We start from the raw sequence: 18,963 nt of genomic DNA, 5'->3' as shown, positions 1-18,963 counted from the left end.
TCTCAGTCGCCACGCCAGACCGGACCGGAGTAGGGCTGGTAGCCCTGGTACTGGGTTTCCACATGGCGCCTGACATGTTTAAAGAGGATCCTGGCCGCGTAGTTGATGGTCTGATTCAGTGGCAGCCATACGCCCGAGTCGAGCCTGACCTGATTGAGCTCAACCCTGGAGCCTCGAGATACGCTGGCCAGGAAGATGCCCATCGTCACCTCCCGGAAGGTTTCTGCATTCAGGCTCACCAGTTGGCCGTCTTCCTGATCCACCCGAACGGTGCCTCGGGTGCCCTCATATACGTGCGCTTCCCTCGACTTTGGGGAGTAGCCGGCCCGCGGTTCAAAATCATAGACGAGCGTGACCCGCCCTCCTCGAATCTCCGGAGGCCGGCTGCGGAATTCCAAGGCTTCGGAGAGTTCGTTCAGGAAATCACGCTCCATGCGAGCCTTCCTGTCCCGCTTCTCTTCGATCTCCTTCCGCTCAGCGGGCAGTTTGCCGCGCCACTCACGGGCCGCGCGACGGGCCTCCGCCTCTTCCTTCTGTATTTCCTCCGCAGTCAGGGGGCGATCGTCGCGGGCGATCAACCAGGTGGCCCGGACACCTGCCTCAAAGTCCACTTTGCTCGTGGAGGCGGTCCAGGACTTCCGGTTGCCGTTTGAGTCGAGTTCGGCGCGAGCCACGCGGCGAACAAAGCGGTAGTCCTGCAGGCCGCCGGTGTTGCGGATATACTTCTCCACCACGGACCGAAGAAACGGACGAGTGGCTGGATCCGGCTGTGCGTTCATGACACCAGCGGCGGCAGCCAACGAAATTGCGATCACCCAGCTCCTGACCATGCCTGAGGATACGACGCCATCCATCCGGGGCAGGTTTGTAAAATCGATCTGGAAAGCGATCAGGTAGACTGAAGGGTAAGCGCTGACTGCGGCGCAATTGCACGGAGGATCACTACTTTGCGGGCCATGCTCGACCAGTTCATGGACACGATGCCACGGCTCACGCCGGCGGCTGCGCTGGACATCCTGCTGGTGGCCTTGCTGCTGTACCAGGCAGTGATGCTGATTCGCGGCCGTCGCGCCGCGCATATCCTGTCCGGAATCGGGGTTGTCCTTCTCATCTACGTCGTTTCAGTTTTTGCAGGTTTGACTGTACTTCGGTCAATTCTTGAAACGCTGGCGCCCTATACCGCCTTCGCCCTGATCGTTATGTTCCAGAGTGAGATTCGCAGGTTGCTGGCCCGCATCGGGGAGCGTCGCTGGGTGGGCTTTGGGTCGCGGTTAGAGACTCGAGAGGTCACGGATGAGATCCTGCTGGCCATTGCGCACCTCGCCGCCCATAAGATCGGCGCCCTCATCGTCGTAGAACGCGACATCGGCCTCCGCACGTTTATCGAGAGTGGGGTACCGGTCGACGCCCGAGTCACCAGAGACCTGCTGCTGGCCATTTTTCAGCCCGGCGGCGCGATGCACGACGGAGCTGTCATCGTCCAGGGTGGACGCCTGGCGGCCGGCGCCTGCTTCCTGCCGCTGACAATGAATCCAGAATTGTCGCGTAAGCTGGGCACCCGCCACCGCGCGGCGATCGGCGTCACGGAAGAAGCCGACTGCCTGGCCATCGTCGTCAGCGAAGAACGCGGTACGGTTTCCATTGCCGCCCTCGGCGACCTGGAGATGGATATCCCGATTGAGCGAGTCGCCCAGCGCCTGGGCCGGGCCTCCGGTTCGTCGCCCCGTTATGTTGCCACCGCGGCCGCCGGATCCTCCCGCGAGGTGACCAGACATTGATGAAACCCATCACCCGAAACCTGGGCTGGAAGCTCGCTTCGCTGGGAGCAGCCTTCGTCATCTGGCTTGTGGTCACCGGCGCGCGAGAGCTGACCACGTCAATCACGGTGCCCGTGCAGTATCGCAACATCCCGAAGAATCTCGAAATCAGCTCCGACATCATGGAGCAGGTGCATCTTGTGCTGCGGGGCCCATCCCCGATGCTCTCGCGGCTGTCACCGGCCGCGATGCCCCTGGTCGTGGACCTCAGCGAAGTGCGGACACCGGGCCAGCGGACATTTACACTCGACCGCCGCAACCTGAACCTGCCGGCGGGCGTGACGCTGGAGCGGGCCGTGCCTGCCCAGTTGCAGATTCGCCTGGAGACCCGCATCCAGCGCGATGTCCCGGTGAAACCTCAATTCGAGAACATCCCTGAAGGGATGCAAGTGAAATCAGCCGACGTGAGTCCGGCTAAACTGACAGTTATCGGCCCCCAAAGCAGGGTCCGGCATATTCAGGAAGTATTGACGGACGCCGTGGATCTGCGGATGTTGGATGCAAAGGGCAACGCCTCCACCACCGCCTACTCGGGCGACGCGCAAGTGAACTTCACAAGTTCGCCAGCTGTCACCATCCACGTGACACTGGCACCAAAATAATCGGAGCAAGGGAAAAGTAATGTCCAGAAAACTATTCGGCACGGACGGCATCCGCGGCGTTGCGGGAAAGGCCCCGCTCGACGAGCCCACCGTGTTCGCGTTCGGAGCCGCCCTGGGGGAATGGGTAGCTCATCATGCGACGCCACGCGTGGTCATCGGCATGGATACACGAGAGTCGGGTCCCTGGCTGGCCGAGACTTTGGCTGGCGGCCTGGCCCACGCTGGAGCCCAAGTCTGTTTCGCCGGCCTGACCACGACCCCCGGGGTCGCCTACCTCACCAAGACCGAGGATTTCGTGGCCGGCATCATGATTTCCGCCTCGCACAACCCGTATGAGGACAATGGGCTCAAGGCCTTCGACCATTCGGGCTTCAAGCTGCCCGATGCGGAGGAACGGAAGATGGAAGCGCGCATCTTCGCGATTCTCGCCCAGAACCCCGAACCTAAGCGCCTGGTCCAGACGGTCGATCCGGCCTACGACCGGCACTATGTCGAATATCTCGCCTCGACCTTCCACGCATCCCTGAAGGGCTACCGGATCGTGCTCGACTGCGCCAATGGAGCGGCCAGCTACATCGGTCCGGAATTGTTCCGGATGTTGGGTGCCGACGTGGTCGCCACCGGCTGCACACCGGACGGAAAGAACATCAACAAGGACTGCGGCGCGCTGCACGTGGATGCGCTGCGCGATCGCGTCCTGGCGGAGGGTGCGCACTTCGGAGCTGCCTTCGACGGCGATGCCGACCGCTGCATGCTGGTCTCCGGCACGGGCCGGATTATTGACGGCGACCATGCCCTGCTCATCGCCGCCCGGCAAATGCGGCCGGCCGCCGTGGTGGCCACGGTGATGTCCAACCTCGGCCTGGAACGCGCCCTGGAAAAAGATGGCCTGAAACTCGTCCGCACCGCCGTGGGCGACCGTTATGTCATCGAAGAGATGCTGCGCAGCGACCTCAACCTGGGTGGTGAACAGAGCGGTCATGTCATTTTCCGAGACTACGCCACGACGGGCGACGGGCTGCTTACGGCTTTGCGCATCTTCGAGATCGCGGTCCAACAGCAGCGCGGGCTCGATGAACTCGCGGAAGGCTTCACCGTATACCCGCAGAAGCTCGTCAACGTGCGTTTCAAACACAAGCGCCCGCTGGAAGAATTGCCCTCGGTCCAAGCCGAGATCCAATCCACCGAGGCTGAGTTTGGCGACGCCGGCCGCGTGCTGGTCCGTTTCTCGGGAACCGAGCCATTGGCCCGCGTCATGGTGGAGGGGCCGACCTTGGAACGTGTCTCACACCGCGCGCACAGCATTGCCAACGCAATCGAGGCGGCTCTTTCATAAACCGATTCCCGGCATGGCAGCATCAACGCTATCCTGTCTTCTATGAAGAGTGCGCTTCTCCTGTTAGCCTTTTCCGCGACCACTGTGTTCGCGCAGCTACCCGCCGGCACCAAGCCCCCCGGCGAGGACTGGATTCAGCTCTATAACGGCAAAGACATCTCCAACTGGAATAGTGTTGGCGGGCAGCAGTGGACCTCAGAGGACGGCATCCTTACCGGTAAGGCCGTGAACAAGAGCTACGGCTACCTCGAGACGCCTCGCGACTATAAGGATTTCCAGCTCTCCCTGCGCTTCAAGTGCGTCGGCTCCGGCAATTCCGGCGTCTATTTCCACACCAAGTTCAAGCCCGGCACCGCCGATGTGAGCCAGGGCGCCCAGTTTGAAATCGACTGCCGCATCGGGCAGCACACGGCCGGCGTCTATGGCTTCGGCCGGGCGTGGATCGTATGGCCCTCGCCCCAGAATGAAACCGTGGTTCGCCAGACCGATTGGAACGAGATGCTGGTCACGGTGGAAGGCAACCACTACACCTCGCGGCTGAATGGCGTCCCGATGGTGGACTTCACTGACCCGCGCGCCCCGTTTATCCAGGGCACCATCGCCCTCCAGTTGCATTCGGGAGGAGATGGCCACATGCAGTTCAAGGACATCTGGGTTCGAGACCTGACGAAGAAATAGCTGCTTGCCTCGGCTCTTCTATTGCGATCATTACGCCATTGAACTGCCGCCGGGACACAAGTTCCCGATGCCCAAGTACCGTATGGTCCGCGACCGGCTCGAGCGTACTGGAGTCTTCACCTTCCAATGCGCCGAGCCGGCCACGGCCGAAGTGGTGGCCCTCGCCCACGACGAGTCTTACGTCCAGCAAATCCTCGACGGTTCCCTGCCCCCTGCCGCCATCCGGCGCATCGGTTTCCCCTGGTCCCCTGCCCTCGTTTTGCGCTCCCTGGCCAGCGTTGGCGGTACGCTCGGCGCATCCGTGGATGCCCTGGAACGCGGCTGGGGCGGCAATCTGGCCGGCGGCACCCACCATGCCTTCCGCGCCGAAGGCTCCGGCTACTGCGTCTTCAACGACATGGCCGTCGCAATTCAGTTCCTGCGCAAGGAAGGCCGTCTTCGTCGCGCCGCCATTGTCGACCTCGACGTCCATCAGGGCGACGGAACCGCCCTCATCTTCGAGGACGATGCGGAGGTCCTCACCCTCTCCATCCATGGCGAGAAGAACTTCCCTTTCCGCAAACAACGCAGCAGAATCGACCTCGCACTGCCAGACGGAACGGGAGATGAGGAGTACCTGCGAACCTTGGAGGCCGTACTGCCCAGGGTGCTGGAATTCCATCCGGAGATCATCTTCTACCAATCCGGGGTCGACGCCCTGGATACCGATACACTGGGGCGCCTGAGCTTATCGCTCGCGGGTCTCTCCGCACGCGACACCATGGTGATGCGAGCTGTACGCACAGCCGGCATCCCTTTCTTGATTACCCTCGGCGGCGGCTACTCTTCCCCGCTGGAGCGCACCGCCGAAGCCCACGCCAATACCTTCCTCAACGCGTTCTCCGTCTTCAGTACACCATCGCATTGAAAAGCAGTTTGAGCGTGAGCCAGCTCTGCGCGCGGTATTGCGGACGCATGCCGAACAGGAAGATATGACCCTTGCCCTGCGCTACGTCTACCAGCGCGGGTTTGCCGGCCAGATATTTCTCCCCCAGCAGCCAACCGGACGCCAGGACAGGGGCAGCCGAATACCTCACCACCGCCTTCGCTGAAGTCTCCTCCGGCTCCCACACCGGGCTCTGCTCGTTCCAGATGGTGAACTCCTGGGGCAGTCCCAGACCCAGTGGTGAACCCGGCTCCAGCTTCACATTCAGCAGCGATCCGGGACAGTAGAAGTCGCGGTTCGAGACGCCCTTGAGGGAGTTCTTTGCCTTGACCCCCAACTGCTCCACCGCATAGTCCGTGGAGTCGTTGAGGAACACCAACCGGCCGCCCGCCTCCACAAATTGCTTCAGCGCATCCGCTCCTTCCGAGCCCAGGCCCCCGGTATACTCTTCCGGCATCGAGCCTTGCCGGTAGCCGCTCTGGATCGACCCGGCCGACTGATCGGCGAACAGAATGACGTCGTACTTGTCGTTCAGCTTGCCGCCGCGGATCTCCGAATTGCTGACACTCGAATACTCCCAACCGAATTGCTCCACCAGCCAGCGCGTCCAGCCTTCGTCCATCGACGGCACGAACGACTTGTAGATCCCGACCTTGGGCCGCTTCAGGGAAGTGAATCCGGCGCGCCGGGCACCCAGGGAGAAGTCCCCGGTCTGCAGGTTGCGCCAAACGGGTGTGCCCGCCTTCCACGCCTGGTTCACCTTCCTCCAGGAATCGCTGTCGCCGGCACTCAGCCCCTGGGCCGGGAATCGGAAATCCTTCACTGGCGCGAGGTTGGCCTGGAACTGATCTTCGACGGTGTCGACCTGAACACCCATCAGCAGCGGCAGCGTCTGCGCTGTGACGTCATAGGGCCGTCGCGGAGGGCCGCCTGGGTATACGCGCAGATCCGGATACTTCTGCCGCTCCAGCAGCGCCTTCGCAAAGCCCGACCACGGCTGCTGCATCTTCACCACAAACGTACCCGCCGGATACGACTTGGAACCCACCTGGAACGCCTCGGCCGCCTTTTCGATCTCCACCGAGCCGAAGTCCAGGGTCTCCAGCAGTTTCCTGGCTGCGCCTGGATCCGCCTGAGTCGGCGGCAGCACAAACGAATAGGGGGCTCTCCGCTGCACCGACCGCTGATTGATGGCGTAGAAGTTCCTCAGGAAATCCTCACGCCGCAGCGCGGCGGTATTCAGCAGGCTCTCCATCGCAATCAACTGGTCGTCTATGATGTCGCGCAACTTCCAGTCCCCACCCAGCCAGGGCTCCAGGTAGTTCCACGATCTCTCCCTCGGATTGAACCCTAGCGCCAGATTCGAGATCTGCTCCGCCTTGATGTTGACGGGGGTCGCGATTCTCACACTGGCCGATTCGCTCAGGATGCGCAGCCCGCCGTGGTAGCTCTGATAGTGGCGTGCCGGTGTCCAGAAATCGTACACCGCATTCACGGCCACCCCCTTGCGGCCCGCCGCCGTCAGGTCGGCCGCCATGATCATGCCCACCATGTTGCACTGCTGCGCGATGAGCGGATCAATATTCGGCTCGATGGGGTCGAGCCACGGAGGGACGAACATCCTGGCGCCCGTCGGCCCCATCTGATGGACGTCGTAGACGATCTGCGGATGCCACACATTGTGGAGCTGGCTCACCACCGCCCGCGTCTCCGATTGAGAAAAGATGTACCAGTCGCGGTTGTTGTCATGACCAACGTACTTCTGGTACAGCTCCGGCGGACTGGTGCCCTCAAACGGAGTGTTCAGCGTCTTCCGGTACCAGTTGGTGACGATATCAACACCATCCGGATTGATGGACGGCGCCAGCAGCAGAATGACGTTGTTGAGGATCCCCTGGATCTTCGCATCGTCGGATGTCGCCATCCGGTGGGCGAATTCCATGGCCGCGTGTGTCGAGGCGATCTCGGTGGCGTGCACGCTGCAGGTGATCAACACCACCACCTTGCCTTCCGCCGTCAGCTTGCGCATCTCCTCGGCGGAGGTCACTCGCGGATCAGACAGTTTGTTCTGGATTTCGCGGTAGCGGTCGAGGCGCTTCAAGGTGTCCGGAGCACTGATCACGGCCATTACCATGGGGCGGCCTTCCGTGCTGCGTCCATACTCCCGGAACCTGACACGGTCGCTGCCCTTTTCCAGTGCCTGGAAGTACTCCACCACCTTCGACCAGTCGAGCACGGTCCGGTCAGCGCCCATCCTGTGGCCGAAGAAGGTCTCCGGCGATGGCGGCTCAGCCAGCAGGGTGGAAGCGAGTAAAACCGTCACCCACCACAAACGCACCCAAATCCTCATCCGCGATTCAGCTCCTTCCACAATGCCCGGTAGTAGCGGAGGAACCGCTCGGGCTCTTTGCTTTCGGCCACTTCCATTAGGGTGTAGCGCTCAAACTTCGCCTGGCGCAGAAGCGTAAAGAGCTCGCGCCAAGGGTACTTCTCGTTCACCAGATCGTTGATATGGCAACTCTTGATCCAGGGCTTCAGCAGCTCAAACGACTGCTTCACGCTCCCATCGACCACATCAGTCGGGTTGGAATTCCAGCACAGGCCCACGCTCTCATGCTTCGTGGCGCGCATGATCGCCGCGCACACAGGTGGGACCTGGGTCTGCGAGCCATGCACTTCCAGCCAGATCTCGACACCCTTCCCTGCTCCATACTCGCCAAGTTCGCGCAGGCAGGTCCCGATATTCTGCACTGTCTGCTCGCGCGTCACTTCCTTGGGGAAGCCGTTGGGCCTCACCTTGACGCCCCACGCCCCTGTGTCGTGAGCCAGGTCGATGAAGGCCTTGCCGTCCGCCACATTCTTGCGGCGCACGGCCTCGTCGATGGAGTGAAACTCACAGGTGGTGCCGAAGCTCAGCAGACGTACCTTACTGCGCTCGAAGCGGGCCCGCACCTTCGCGCGCTCGTCCACTGTCAGCGTCGGCTCCACACCGTGCTTGTGCGTGGTGCGGAGTTCGACAGCTTCAAAGCCGGCTTCCTCCAACCGTGTGATCACGGTCTCGAGATCCCAATCTTTCAGGACGTTGTACGTCACCGCTCCGAGCATCATGGCTCCAGCCTCCCTGCCAGCCTAGTGAACGGCCGGCTCCACTTCCAATTCAGCCGGCGGCTGCGACAGGTCGTAGCCTTCCCAGCGCGCCACCACGGCGCTTGCTAAACAGTTGCCCAGCAGGTTCACCGACGTCCGCGCCATATCCATCAGCGTATCCACGCCAAGAATGATGGCGATGCCTTCCACGGGCAGCTTGAACGTAGCCAGCGTGCCGGCCAGCACAATCAGCGAGGCCCGGGGTACCGCGGCCACACCCTTGGAGGTCAGCATGAGGGTCAGCATCATCATGATCTGCTGCGAGAGCGGCATATCCACCCCGGCCGCCTGGGCCACAAACACCGAGGCCAGCGACAGGTAAAGCGTCGATCCGTCGAGGTTAAAGCTATACCCTGTGGGCAGCACAAAGGCCACGATGTGCTTCGGCACGCCGAAACGCTGCATGTTCTCCAGCGCCATGGGCAGGGCAGCCTCGCTCGAAGCCGTCGAGAAGGCCAGGATATAGGGTTCCTTCACCCAGTGCCAGAACCGCCGCGCCGGGATGCGTGTGACCACGATCACCAGGCCCAGGACAACGATCACGAAGAAGGCCAGCGCCCCGTAAAGCGTCAGCACCAGCTTGCCCAGGTTACCCAGGACATTGATGCCCTTGTTGCCGATCGTAGCCGCCATGGCCGCGCCCACGCCGAAGGGCGCCAGGTACATGACGTACTTGGTGTACTCAAACATGATCTCCGCCAGGGATTGCAGGAACTTCACCACAGGCTCTGCCCGTGCTCCCAAGGCGGTGCAGGCGGTGCCGAACAGGAAGCAGAACACTACCATCTGCAGCACTTCACCCTTAGCCATCGAGTCGAAGATCGAATTCGGGAAAGTATGTTCCAGAATCGAGGCGAACGTGAGATGCGTCGTGGGCAGATTCGGGTCCGGGGCGCCGGACTGCAGGGCGACACCTACGCCTGGCTTCAACAGGTTCACGAACATCAGCCCCACCACCAGTGCCGCGGTGGTCACAATCTCGAAATAGATGATCGCCTTGGCTCCGATGCGGCCCATCGCCTTGGCGGAACCAGACCCGGCTATGCCTACCACCAGCGTGGCGAATAGCAATGGCGCAATGATCGACTTGATCATGCGGATGAAGATGTTGGAGACAGGCGTAAGCTGTTTCCCGACATCCGGCAGAAAGTGACCCACGGCGATGCCCAGCGCCATGGCGATAAAGATCCAGCTGGTCAGAGAGAGCTTTTTCAACGTTCACCCCACTTGAGTTTCTGTCGCAGTACATCAAAAAATAGCATCCGCGGCGGCCTGATCAGCGACAGGGCATGTTGGCTGCTACGGCAGATCACTCGGTCCTGTTCTTTAAGCGGCTCTCCTACTTGGCCGTCGATCGTGAGGTAAGCCACGTCGTCGGAAGCCAGGTTCAATATTTGGATCACGCTCGCGTCCGACACCAGGACGGGCCGGTTCGTCAGCGTGTGCGGGCAGATGGGCGTGATACACAGCGCGCCCACTGAGGGGAAAACGATGGGACCGCCGGCGCTCAGCGAATAGGCGGTGGAACCGGTGGGGGTCGAAAGAATCAGCCCGTCGGCTTTATAACGGCAGACAAAGTGGGCGTCCACATTGCACACCAGGTCGATCATGCGGGCGATGTTCACCTTAGTGATCACTACGTCGTTCAACGCTTCGTAATGGGCGACTATGTCGCCGCCGCGCTGCACTTCACACGACAGCATGCGGCGTTTCGCAATCCGGTGCTCATTGCGGAGCGCGCGCTCCAGCTCCGGAAAAAGCTCTTCAGTCGAAATGGCGGTAAGGAATCCGAGCCCGCCCAGGTTGACGGCAAAGAGAGGGATCTCGCGGCCCGCAATCGCCCGCGCCGCGGAAAGCAGCGTGCCATCGCCGCCCAGCACGATCACCAACTGGCAGCCGTCCGGAACCTCTTCGCGCGAAACCGTCGGCAGGTCTTTCGAGGAATACTGCTGCGTCGCCAGGTCCACCCGGTAGCCAACTCCGTGCGAGTCAAGCCAGGCTAGCAAGGCGGGCACGAGTTGCTCGGCCTGTTTGACCTCAGGCTTCGAGATGATGCCGACCGTGCGAATCGGTTCCATACAGCAGGAACTCCTTATTTCCCTCAGCGCCCAGTACGGGACTTTCTATTACTTCAGTCTCGAAGTCCAGCATCGCGGCAGCGGAACGGACCCGCTCCACTGAAGTCTGATGCAGGGCCGGATCGCGCACGATCCCGCCCCGGCCAACCTGATCGCGGCCAACTTCAAACTGCGGCTTCACCAGAACGACAAACTCACGCGGCGCGGCGAGCATGGGCTTCAGGGCCGGAAGGATGAGTGTAACCGATATGAAGCTGACGTCGCACACCGCCAGTCCCGCGGGCTCCCCGGTGAGTGCGGGCTCCAGGAAGCGCGCGTTCACTCCCTCGTGAACCACCACACGCGGGTCGTTCCGCAACTTCCAATCCAGCTGGCCGGCTCCGACATCGACACAGTGCACCCGCAGGGCTCCACGATGCAGCAATACGTCGGTAAAGCCGCCGGTGGAAGAGCCTACATCCAGGCAGACACGGCCCGTCACATCAATCTTCCAATGATCCAGCGCGCCCAGTAGTTTGTAGGCGCCGCGGCTCACCCAGGGCATCCGCGCTATCAGCTCAATCACCGCCCCCGTGGGTACCAGCGCGCCTGCTTTGTCCACCCGTTGCCCGTTCACCATCACGGCGCCGGCCAGCAACATCGCCCGGGCTTTGTCCTGGGATTCGACCAGGCCGCGATCGCATAACAACTGGTCGATGCGCTGCCTGGCCTGTTTCATGAGTTGCGGTCGACGATGAGATCGGCCAGTTCGTGCAGTCGCCGGGCACTGGCGCCGAATTGCTCCAAGGCTGCGTGCGCCAGGCTCCTCTGTTCCTCCGCCATGCGCTGCGACGCCTCCAGGCCGTAAACGGCCGGGAACGTGATCTTGTGCTGCTCAGCGTCCTTGCCTGCCGTCTTCCCCAGTTCTTCACTGGTCTGGGTCACATCCAGGATGTCGTCGACAATCTGGAACGCGAGACCAATGTGCTCTCCGTAGGCGGAGATGGCAGCCAATTGCCCCTCCGTCGCGCCCGCGTGGATGGCGCCCAGGCGCAGCGAGCAGCGCAGCAGTGCTCCCGTTTTGGCTCTGTGGATCTGGTCCAGCAGTTCGGCCGTGGGCGTCTGGTTCTCACCCTCAATATCGTGCACCTGGCCCGCGATCATGCCGCGCACCGTGCCGGAGGCCGCAGCCAGCTCCGCCACCAGCCGCGCGTTGCCCAATCGACCCAGCACCTCGAAAGCGAAGGTCAACAGCGAGTCCCCGGCCAGAATCGCCATCGCTTCCCCAAATACCTTGTGCGAAGTGGGCCGGCCACGGCGCAGGTCGTCGTTGTCCAGGGCCGGCAGGTCGTCGTGAATCAGGGAGTATGTGTGGATCAGTTCCAGGGGGCAAGCAACGGTAATCGCGCCGGCAACATCCTCTCCGGCTACCGCTCTCGCTGCCTCCAGGCACAGAATCGGCCTGATCCGCTTCCCGCCGGCGAATAGCGAATAGCGCATCGCCTTGTGAATCGTCGACGGCGCCACATCTTCCGCGGGCACCAACCGGTCCAGTTCCTGGTCGATCAGCTTCGTCTGCTCGGCCAGATAGTCCTTCAAACTCAGTTCAGCAAGCGTCATTCTTCTTCCGGATCAAAGGGCACTGCCTCAAAATCCTCACCCTTCTTCATGAGGATCTCCACTCGCGTCTCCGCCGCTGTCAGCTGCCTGCGGCAGGAATCGCTCAGTAGCATCCCTTTCTCAAAAAGTCCCAGCGCCTGCTCCAAAGGCAGTTCCGAGCTTTCTAATTGGCGCACCACCGCTTCGAGCTCGCTAATGGCTTGCTCGAACGGTTGCGCGTCGGCAGGCGGCAACATCTCCGTCGCCTTCGGCTTTTTGTCGGCCATCGTTTTATTTTACGTCGCCGATCAGCTTCGACACAGGGCGGGCGATCAGGGTGAGGATCACCGCCGCCACCACCATGATGATGCCCAAGGTCCGGAACAGTTCGAAGGGAGGCAGGTTGCCGTAGATCGAGGCCGTCTTGCCTGCCAGATAGTTGCCCATCGAGATCGAAAGGAACCAGACCCCCATCATCAGGCCCGCGACTCGTTTTGGAGCCAATCGGGTCATCGCGCCCAGGCCCACCGGACTGAGCAGAAGCTCGCCCAGAGTCTGCAGCAGATAGGTCACCACCAGCCACATGGGGCTGACCCGTCCGTCCGTGCCGGCCCGTTGGGCGGCCAGCATCATCACCACAAAAGTACCAGTGGCGAAGAATAACGAGAGTGCGAACTTCATCACGGAAGAGGGCTGCCGGTCACCCATCTTCAGCCACAACCAGGCGAATGCCGCCGCAAAACAGATGATGAAACCCGCATTCAGGGCCTGGAACCAGCTCGCCGGAAAATCGAAGCCGAAGAGCACCCTTTCCGTATTGAGTTTCGCGAAGACATTGAAGGACGAACCCGCCTGTTCAAAGGCCGCCCAATAGAGAGACGAGCCGCAGAACAGGACGATGATCACCATCAGCCGCTTGCGCTCAGCGGGGGTCCAGTCTCCGCCGAAGAACATCCAACCGAACAACCCAAGCGTGATGATCGCCAGCAAAACCCCGGCCGCATTCACCAGCCGTTCCGCATCCAAAGGCATCGTGCCGCTCAAGTGCAGATATGCGAGCAGGGCGGCCGCGGCTACCAGCCCGATGATCGAGAGGTGAAACTGCCGGCGCCACTGCCTTCCGATCTCCGGCGTCGGCGGAGCCACTGGATGCACGCCGGCTTCACCCAAACGGTGCCGGCCCATCCAGAAAGTCAATACTCCACAGAGCATGCCGACACCCGCCAGGCCGAAGCCGTAATGCCAGTTGATCCGTTCACCCACATACCCGCAGATCAACGGCGACACGGTGGCGCCGATATTGATGCCCATATAGAAGATCGAGAATCCCGCATCCGTGCGCGGGTCACCAGGCCGGTAGATCTGCCCGACTATCGTCGAGATGTTTGGTTTCAACAGGCCGGTACCCAACACGATCATGGGCAGGCCCAGGAAGAAGACGGACTCATTCGGTACTGCCAACATGAAGTAGCCGGCCGAGATAATCAGCCCGCCGTACATCACCGCGCGGCGCTGGCCCAGAATGCGGTCGGCCAGCCAGCCGCCCGGCAGGCTGAAACCATACACGCTCGCAGTGTATAGCCCGTAGATGGCGAATGCTGTTGTCGTGTTCATGCCCATTCCGCCCGCTGAGGCGGATGCGGTCATAAACAGGACCAGCAGCGCACGCATGCCATAGTAGCCAAACCGCTCCCATAGCTCCGTGAAAAACAGCGTCGACAAGCCGGCCGGGTGGCCAAAGAAGCGGGTGTCCTGATTCATGCGCCTTCTCTACAGGTATTTCCGGATGTCCGGTTTCAGCAATTGTTGCACTTCCGGCTTATCCAGGTCCGGCGCTGTAATCACTATCGGCTCCAGGTCGATACGCTTGGGCGGCTGTTTGCCGTCCAGCTTGTCCACCAGGGTCTTCACGGTCTGAAATGCCATCCCGAAGGGATCCTGCGCCACCATGGCGCTCAACACTCCGGCCCGCATCTCATCCACCAGGGTGTCGCTGGCATCCACGGTCACCAGCTTCACTTTTTTCTGCAGGTCGCGGCTCTTCAGGGCCAGGATGGTTCCGGTCGCGCTCGGCTCCGTTGACGTGAAGAACCCATCCAGGTCGGGGTGCGCCGCCAGGATGTTCTCCGCCGCGGCGCGCGACTTGGCGCGGTCGGACATGCCAAACTGCTCGGCCACGATCTTGAGTCCGGGAAATTTCTTATCGATCTCGTCCTTGAATCCGGTCTCGCGGTCCATCGTCGACAGGCTGCCGGGCATGTGCAGCACCTGCGCCACTTTGCCCTTGCCGTTGAGGATCTCGGCCAGCTTTCTCGCCGCCAGCCGTCCCGCGAGCACATTGTCCGTGCCGACGTACGACATGTAGCTCTGCGTGTCGACCCCGGAATCGAAGACAGTCACCGGAATGCCCGCCGCCACCGCCCTGTCGATGGGACCCGCCAAGGCCTGTCTTTCGCTCACCGCTACGGCGATACCGTCCACCCTCTGGGCGATCATCGAGTCGATGATCTGGATCTGGCGGTTGAAATCGGTCTCCGTCGCCGGTCCGTTCCAGAGGATCTCCACGTTCAATTGCTTGCCTGCGGCCAGCGCACCAGCCTGCACCGACACCCAGAAGAGATGAGACGTACCCTTTGGAATCACTGCAATCCGGCGTTTCCCGCTGCGCCCGCACGCGGCGGCCAGTCCAGCCGCCCCGGCCGCCAGGAATACGCGCCGCTTCATTGTGCCAGCCAGCCTCCGTCGATCACGATGTCGGTGCCGGTGATGAACCGGGCTTCTGGAGAGCAAAGATATACAGCCAGGGTTCCGATGTCCGCCGGCTCGCCCCACTGCCCCACCGGGATCTTCGCCAGAAACTGCGCATTTGCTTCGGGATTGCTCATCAGCGGAGTGTTCATCTCCGTGGCGAACGGACCCGGGCTAATGCCATTCACCGTCACGCCTTCACCCGCAAGCTCCATCGCCAACGCCCGTGTCAGGCCCAGCAGCCCGGTCTTCGAGGCCGAGTAAGCGCAGCGGCCCGGCAGCGACACATGGCTCATGATCGAAGTCATGTTGATGATGCGGCCGTAGCCAGTCCCCTTCATGTGGGGCACAAAGGCGCGCGCGCACAGGAAGGCGCTGGTGAGATTCGTATCCATCACCCAGTTCCATTCCTGCAAAGTGAACTCGGTCACCGGTTTGCGCAGGTTCACCCCGGCATTGTTGATGAGGATCTGTACCTTTCCCAGCGAGTCGCTCACGCCCTTTTCGAGCTGGGCGATCTCATCCTCTTTGGTGACGTCGCATGGGAAGATCATGGCGCCCTCACCACATTCCGCCGCCGTTTCTTCCAGCTTGGCCGCATCGCGGCCCACCAGCGCCACGCGGACACCCGCGCCGGCCAGCGCGATAGACATAGCGCGGCCCAGGCCGCGGGAGGCGCCCGTAACCAGGGCCATCTTACCCTTCAGACTTTCAGACATTCTGTGTCGAGTTTCCTTCTGTTCGGGAGGCATTCATGATGCGATCAGCCACGCGCTGTGCGCCGTCAATATCGTTCACGGTGATACGTCCCGACTCGTTCGCCGTTTCCAGCACCAGCGTGCCCACACCCCACAACCGCTGCGTGAACGAACGTTCCACTCGAACGTCCTGCAGCTTCTTTAGATCGAGGGCTCGCGTCGTGTGATTCACCAATCCATGGCGGTAACGCACCACTCCGCCCTCCAAAGTGAGCTCAGTCCGGGTCGAATCCAGCCAGCTCAGGAGGGGCGCGAGAAACGGAATCACGCCCACCGTCACTATCCAGGGTGCGGCGTCGGGCGCAAACTTCCTCCACAACCAGATCACGAGGATGAGGAATAGCACGCAGACCGCCGCGGAGAACTTGGCTCGCTTAAGGGTGGGCCGGACAACTAGTTCGGATGGCACAGTGAAGCTCCAGTGAACGCTATTGTATAGCAGCGGGGTTTCTTCTACGCTGTGCAAAGGAGGAATCGAATGCGATTCGTAGGCGTAAGCCTTGCTTTATCGGGTAGTTTGATGCTGTGTCCACTGTGGGCGGATTTCACTTACCAGCAGAAGACGCAGATCACCGGCGGTAGTATGACCCGGATCATGAGGATGGTTCCGGGTGGCGGCAAGGCCCTGGAACCCACGACCAGCACAATCTACCTGAAGGGCAACCGCATGGCGACGGTGGCCCCGCACAACATCCACATCGTCGATCTCGACAAAGAGACGATGACGGATATCAATCTTGACAAGAAGACATTCTCAGTCATGACGTTCGCCGAGTTCGGCCAAGCCATGGAAGCCATGCAGAAGCGCCTCGCCGGTGGGAGCCAACAGGATTCCGGCGCCGAAATGAACTTCAAGATGGACGTCCAAAAGACAGGTCAGGTGAAGGTCGTCAGCGGCTTGAATGCCCAGGAGACGCTCCTGAAACTGACGATGCAGACCAAAGACAAAAAGTCCGGCCAAACCGTCGATATGAACTTCGACTCCGACATGTGGATGGCCAAGGATATCCCCGGCTACGACGAGGTCAAGAAATTCCATACCCTGATGGCGCAGAAGCTCGCCTACAACCTGGACACCATGAAGTACTCGCAGATGGCGATGCAGCCCGGCATGGGCCAGGGCATGGCCAAACTGGCGAAGGAAGCCTCGAAGCTGGAAGGTATTCCTGTCTATCAGGTCATGAAAATGCAGGGCCTTGGCGGCCCCGGCGGAATGCCGCCGCAGTCTGAAGGCCCGCCCCCGCCTACCGCTGGCGAGGTCGCCCAGTCCGCTCAAACCGATGCAGCCGGGGCAGCCGCCGGGCGTGCGACAGGTGGTCGCTTCGGTGGACTGGCCGGCGCCGCCGCGGGCGGCATGCTGGGTGGTTTCGGCCGCAAGAAGAAGCAGGCGGATCCGCCTCCGGCCGAAGACCAGCCCAAACCGGCAGCTCAGCCCCAGGCCCAGGCAGCCGGTTCACAAGCTCTCATGGAACTCACCACCGAATGGACGTCGTTCTCAGCTGGTGCCGTCGACGCCACCAACTTCAGCGTCCCGGCCGGCTTCAAGGAAGTCGAGAGTGACATGAAGAAGATGATTCGCGAGTCCAACAAGTAGCTCGCTGAGCCACCAATCGAAAAAGGGCGCCCCCCCGAGGGAGCGCCCTTTTTCTGTTGCAGAACCCGCGACTGGACCGTTAGTCCATGTCCTTGTTGCGCTTCTTACGGTTGCGCTTGCGCGCCAATGCCGCCTTCACGCGCTTCTTTTCGCCGGGCTTCATGTAGTAGGAGTGTTTCTTGATCTCCTTGATGATGTCTTCCTGCTGCACCTTGCGCTTGAACCGCCGCAATGCGCTTTCCAGAGTTTCACCATCCTGGATGTAAACTTCCGCCATTTCCTACTCACCTCCCTCCGGCTTGAACTTTGCGTTTTCACGCAACTTTCAGGATACCGCAATCAACGGTTTGCCGCTTAGTTGACGGCCGCCGGCTGGTTGGCCCCATACGTCCGCTCGACGTACTGATTCACCATTCCAGTGAAGTCGTCCACGATCCCTTCGCCCTTCAGCGTGGTCACCAGCTTGCCGTCGACATACACCGGCGCCTTCGGATCTTCCGCCGTGCCGGGTAGCGAAATGCCGATGTTCGCGTGCTTCGATTCCCCCGGGCCGTTCACAATGCAGCCCATCACGGCCACTTTCATCTCCTCGACACCCGAGTACTTCTCTTTCCACAACGGCATCTGTTCGCGCAGGTAGGTCTGGATCTGGTCCGCTAACTCCTGGAAGAAAGTGCTTGTGGTGCGTCCGCAGCCGGGGCAGGCCGTCACCTGCGGAGTAAAGCTGCGGATGCCCAACGACTGTAGAATCTGCTGGGATACCAGGACTTCCTCCGTCCGGTCGCCGTTCGGCTGCGGAGTCAGGGAGGCCCGGATGGTATCGCCGATCCCCTCCTGCAGCAGAATCGACAGGGCCGCCGTCGTGGCCACAATCCCCTTGGCGCCCATGCCCGCTTCGGTCAGGCCCAGATGCAGCGGCAGGTCACACTCCGCCGCCAGCATCCGGTAGACATCGATAAGATCCTGTACCGCCGAAACTTTCGCACTGAGGATGATCTTGTCGTGTGGCAGGCCATAGGACTCGGCCATCGCGGCCGACTCAATCGCGCTCACCACGATCGCCCGTTTCGTAACGTCCGCCGCGTTCAAGGGGTTGGCGCTCTTCGCGTTTTCGTCCATCATTCGCGTGAGCAGCGTGCCGTCCAGCGACCCCCAATTCACACCGATTCGTACTGGTTTCCCGTACTCCATCGCACATTCGATCATCGTGCGGTAATTGTCATCGGTCTTTCTGCCGATGTTAACGTTGCCCGGGTTAATCCTGTATTTGGAGAGAGCTTTCGCACACTCCGGATACTTCTTCAGAAGTATGTGGCCGTTGTAGTGGAAGTCTCCAATGATGGGGACCTTCATGCCGAACAAGTTCAGCGTGTCGACGATCCGAGGGACGGCCTTCGCCGCCTCTTCCGTATTCACCGTCACTCTGACCAGTTCAGATCCTGCATTGGCCAGTGCCATCACCTGGTTGACTGTACCGGTCACGTCTGCCGTGTCCGTGTTGGTCATCGATTGCACGACAACCGGATTGCTGCCGCCAACCTTCACACCACCAATGTTCACGACCACCGATTTACGACGCGCGATGATAGCCATTCTGCCTCCGGGAATTCCCATTTTACCAAGCCAACGCCAGGGAAACTGGACCAGGATCGCAACCATAACTTTTTTCAATTGGACCCGCGCCCCACATTCGGCGTATTCT

General features: G+C 61.2%; 20 protein-coding genes. 6 read left to right on the top strand and 14 right to left on the bottom strand.

Annotated elements, in window-relative coordinates:
- Positions 1–2 precede the first annotated feature (2 nt).
- Positions 3–815, bottom strand: a complete 813-nt coding sequence (locus ACR9Y2_RS36035; RefSeq protein ID WP_435046749.1) for a hypothetical protein — start codon at positions 813–815, stop codon at positions 3–5.
- Between the two features lie 141 nt (positions 816–956).
- On the opposite strand from ACR9Y2_RS36035, the gene cdaA reads away from it, so the two are divergent.
- From cdaA to ACR9Y2_RS36010, 5 genes are read left to right on the top strand one after another with little or no spacing between them, the layout of a single operon-like run.
- The gene (gene cdaA / locus ACR9Y2_RS36030; RefSeq protein ID WP_435046906.1) at positions 957–1,778 is read left to right on the top strand and encodes a diadenylate cyclase CdaA; all 822 of its coding nucleotides are present in this window, start codon (positions 957–959) and stop codon (positions 1,776–1,778) included.
- The gene (locus tag ACR9Y2_RS36025; protein ID WP_435046748.1) at positions 1,778–2,419 is read left to right on the top strand and encodes a CdaR family protein; all 642 of its coding nucleotides are present in this window, start codon (positions 1,778–1,780) and stop codon (positions 2,417–2,419) included. The genes cdaA and ACR9Y2_RS36025 overlap by 1 nt, the downstream gene beginning before the upstream one ends.
- A 19-nt stretch (positions 2,420–2,438) precedes the next feature.
- Positions 2,439–3,755 (top strand): phosphoglucosamine mutase, encoded by a 1,317-nt coding sequence (gene glmM / locus ACR9Y2_RS36020; protein ID WP_435046747.1) that lies wholly within the window; start codon positions 2,439–2,441, stop codon positions 3,753–3,755.
- 42 nt (positions 3,756–3,797) lie between these two features.
- Positions 3,798–4,433, top strand: coding sequence for a 3-keto-disaccharide hydrolase (locus ACR9Y2_RS36015; protein WP_435046746.1), 636 nt, complete (start codon positions 3,798–3,800; stop codon positions 4,431–4,433).
- 4 nt (positions 4,434–4,437) lie between these two features.
- A complete protein-coding gene (locus ACR9Y2_RS36010) occupies positions 4,438–5,340 on the top strand; it encodes a histone deacetylase family protein (protein ID WP_435046745.1) in 903 nt (300 codons plus the stop codon).
- Here the strand turns inward: ACR9Y2_RS36010 and ACR9Y2_RS36005 are convergent.
- The 11 genes from ACR9Y2_RS36005 to ACR9Y2_RS35955 are packed head-to-tail and all read right to left on the bottom strand — an operon-like array spanning position 5,321 to position 16,076.
- Positions 5,321–7,708, bottom strand: coding sequence for a M14 family zinc carboxypeptidase (locus ACR9Y2_RS36005; protein ID WP_435046744.1), 2,388 nt, complete (start codon positions 7,706–7,708; stop codon positions 5,321–5,323). The two genes, ACR9Y2_RS36010 and ACR9Y2_RS36005, sit on opposite strands and share 20 nt — an antisense overlap.
- A complete protein-coding gene (locus ACR9Y2_RS36000) occupies positions 7,705–8,466 on the bottom strand; it encodes a sugar phosphate isomerase/epimerase family protein (protein WP_435046743.1) in 762 nt (253 codons plus the stop codon). The genes ACR9Y2_RS36005 and ACR9Y2_RS36000 overlap by 4 nt, the downstream gene beginning before the upstream one ends.
- A gap of 21 nt (positions 8,467–8,487) precedes the next feature.
- Entirely contained in the window at positions 8,488–9,720 is a 1,233-nt protein-coding gene (locus ACR9Y2_RS35995) for a dicarboxylate/amino acid:cation symporter (RefSeq protein ID WP_435046742.1), read from the bottom strand.
- Entirely contained in the window at positions 9,717–10,583 is an 867-nt protein-coding gene (locus ACR9Y2_RS35990; protein ID WP_435046741.1) for an NAD(+)/NADH kinase, read from the bottom strand. Before ACR9Y2_RS35990 ends, ACR9Y2_RS35995 begins: the two co-directional genes overlap by 4 nt.
- Complete coding sequence (locus ACR9Y2_RS35985; protein ID WP_435046740.1) at positions 10,543–11,301, bottom strand: TlyA family RNA methyltransferase; 759 nt, start codon at positions 11,299–11,301, stop codon at positions 10,543–10,545. Before ACR9Y2_RS35985 ends, ACR9Y2_RS35990 begins: the two co-directional genes overlap by 41 nt.
- Positions 11,298–12,182: a polyprenyl synthetase family protein gene (locus ACR9Y2_RS35980; RefSeq protein ID WP_435046739.1), complete on the bottom strand. Its 885-nt coding sequence runs from the start codon at positions 12,180–12,182 to the stop codon at positions 11,298–11,300. The genes ACR9Y2_RS35985 and ACR9Y2_RS35980 overlap by 4 nt, the downstream gene beginning before the upstream one ends.
- Positions 12,179–12,448: an exodeoxyribonuclease VII small subunit gene (gene xseB, locus ACR9Y2_RS35975; RefSeq protein WP_435046738.1), complete on the bottom strand. Its 270-nt coding sequence runs from the start codon at positions 12,446–12,448 to the stop codon at positions 12,179–12,181. The genes ACR9Y2_RS35980 and xseB overlap by 4 nt, the downstream gene beginning before the upstream one ends.
- A gap of 4 nt (positions 12,449–12,452) precedes the next feature.
- Positions 12,453–13,922, bottom strand: a complete 1,470-nt coding sequence (locus tag ACR9Y2_RS35970; protein WP_435046737.1) for a peptide MFS transporter — start codon at positions 13,920–13,922, stop codon at positions 12,453–12,455.
- Positions 13,923–13,931: 9 nt separating this feature from the next.
- Positions 13,932–14,885 (bottom strand): ABC transporter substrate-binding protein, encoded by a 954-nt coding sequence (locus ACR9Y2_RS35965; protein WP_435046736.1) that lies wholly within the window; start codon positions 14,883–14,885, stop codon positions 13,932–13,934.
- Complete coding sequence (locus tag ACR9Y2_RS35960; protein WP_435046735.1) at positions 14,882–15,628, bottom strand: SDR family NAD(P)-dependent oxidoreductase; 747 nt, start codon at positions 15,626–15,628, stop codon at positions 14,882–14,884. Before ACR9Y2_RS35960 ends, ACR9Y2_RS35965 begins: the two co-directional genes overlap by 4 nt.
- Complete coding sequence (locus ACR9Y2_RS35955; RefSeq protein WP_435046734.1) at positions 15,621–16,076, bottom strand: PH domain-containing protein; 456 nt, start codon at positions 16,074–16,076, stop codon at positions 15,621–15,623. Before ACR9Y2_RS35955 ends, ACR9Y2_RS35960 begins: the two co-directional genes overlap by 8 nt.
- Positions 16,077–16,187: 111 nt before the next feature.
- Here ACR9Y2_RS35955 and ACR9Y2_RS35950 point away from each other — a divergent pair, with 111 nt between their 5' ends.
- On the top strand, positions 16,188–17,261 hold the full coding sequence (locus tag ACR9Y2_RS35950) for a hypothetical protein (RefSeq protein ID WP_435046733.1): 1,074 nt from the start codon (positions 16,188–16,190) through the stop codon (positions 17,259–17,261).
- Positions 17,262–17,340: 79 nt separating this feature from the next.
- Here the strand turns inward: ACR9Y2_RS35950 and rpsU are convergent, their stop codons facing one another.
- Together rpsU and ispG are read right to left on the bottom strand one after the other, a co-directional pair.
- The gene (gene rpsU, locus ACR9Y2_RS35945; protein ID WP_194449478.1) at positions 17,341–17,538 is read right to left on the bottom strand and encodes a 30S ribosomal protein S21; all 198 of its coding nucleotides are present in this window, start codon (positions 17,536–17,538) and stop codon (positions 17,341–17,343) included.
- 77 nt (positions 17,539–17,615) lie between these two features.
- Positions 17,616–18,854 carry a flavodoxin-dependent (E)-4-hydroxy-3-methylbut-2-enyl-diphosphate synthase gene (gene ispG / locus ACR9Y2_RS35940; RefSeq protein WP_435046732.1) on the bottom strand — a complete coding sequence of 413 codons (1,239 nt, stop codon included), beginning with the start codon at positions 18,852–18,854 and terminating at the stop codon, positions 17,616–17,618.
- Positions 18,855–18,963 lie beyond the last annotated feature (109 nt).

This window comes from Paludibaculum fermentans (assembly GCF_051172195.1).
Lineage (GTDB): Bacteria > Acidobacteriota > Terriglobia > Bryobacterales > Bryobacteraceae > Paludibaculum > Paludibaculum fermentans_A.
This window is presented reverse-complemented; position numbering and strand designations above follow the sequence as displayed.